The organism is Bacillus sp. LR--39, assembly GCF_053613335.1.
In genome coordinates, this window is sequence record NZ_JBSIOT010000872.1 from 1 (window position 1) to 710 (window position 710).

Consider the following 710-nt stretch of genomic DNA (forward strand, 5'->3'; position numbering starts at 1 on the left):
TGTAAGCCCGGCGAAATAAAAAGGGTCTCCTGTAGTATACCCTTTCTTTCAGTTCTGAAAAAGGAAAAGATGTCCTCCGCTAAGAAAACATGCCGGCTCCCGGCTTCGGAGAAACCGCCCCGAAAAAAATCCCCATCTGAAACGATGGGGATTTAAACGGATTCTCTTTTCATTTGAACGCCGTCGGGCATTTCTGAAGGAGGGTTGACCAATACGAGGTCGAGTACTTCCTGCAAGGTTTTGACGGGAACGATATGTATGCCTTCTATCCGCTTTAAAATCGACTGAACATTTTCGTGCGGAATAATGACTGTTTTTGCCCCCGCATGCTTGGCCGCTTTGATTTTCGGAATCACGCCGCCGATCGGCTTTACCCGGCCGTTCAGGCTGATTTCACCCGTCATGGCGACAGTATGGTCTATCGGAATCTTATGAATAGCGGAGAATATGCCCGCCGCCATTGCAATCCCTGCAGATGGTCCGTCAACCGGGATACCGCCGGGGAAATTCACGTGAATATCATAATCCGAAGCTTTGACTCCCATTGTCCGCAATACAGTCATGACGTTTTCGACCGATCCTTTCGCCATGCTTTTCCGGCGGATCGATTTTGACTGGTTGCCGATATTCTCTTCTTCTGCAATGCCTGTGATATTAATCGATCCTTTATCAGCCGCCTGATTGACTGTGACCTCAATTTCGAGCAGCGA

1 protein-coding gene is annotated in these 710 nt (G+C 48.7%); it reads right to left on the reverse strand.

What is annotated here, in order from left to right; translation table 11 throughout:
- Window positions 1-152: 152 nt before the first annotated feature.
- Window positions 153-710, reverse strand: a 558-nt coding sequence (locus ACWHAR_RS27145) for a S16 family serine protease (protein WP_452088441.1), incomplete at its 5' end; no start/stop codon positions are given.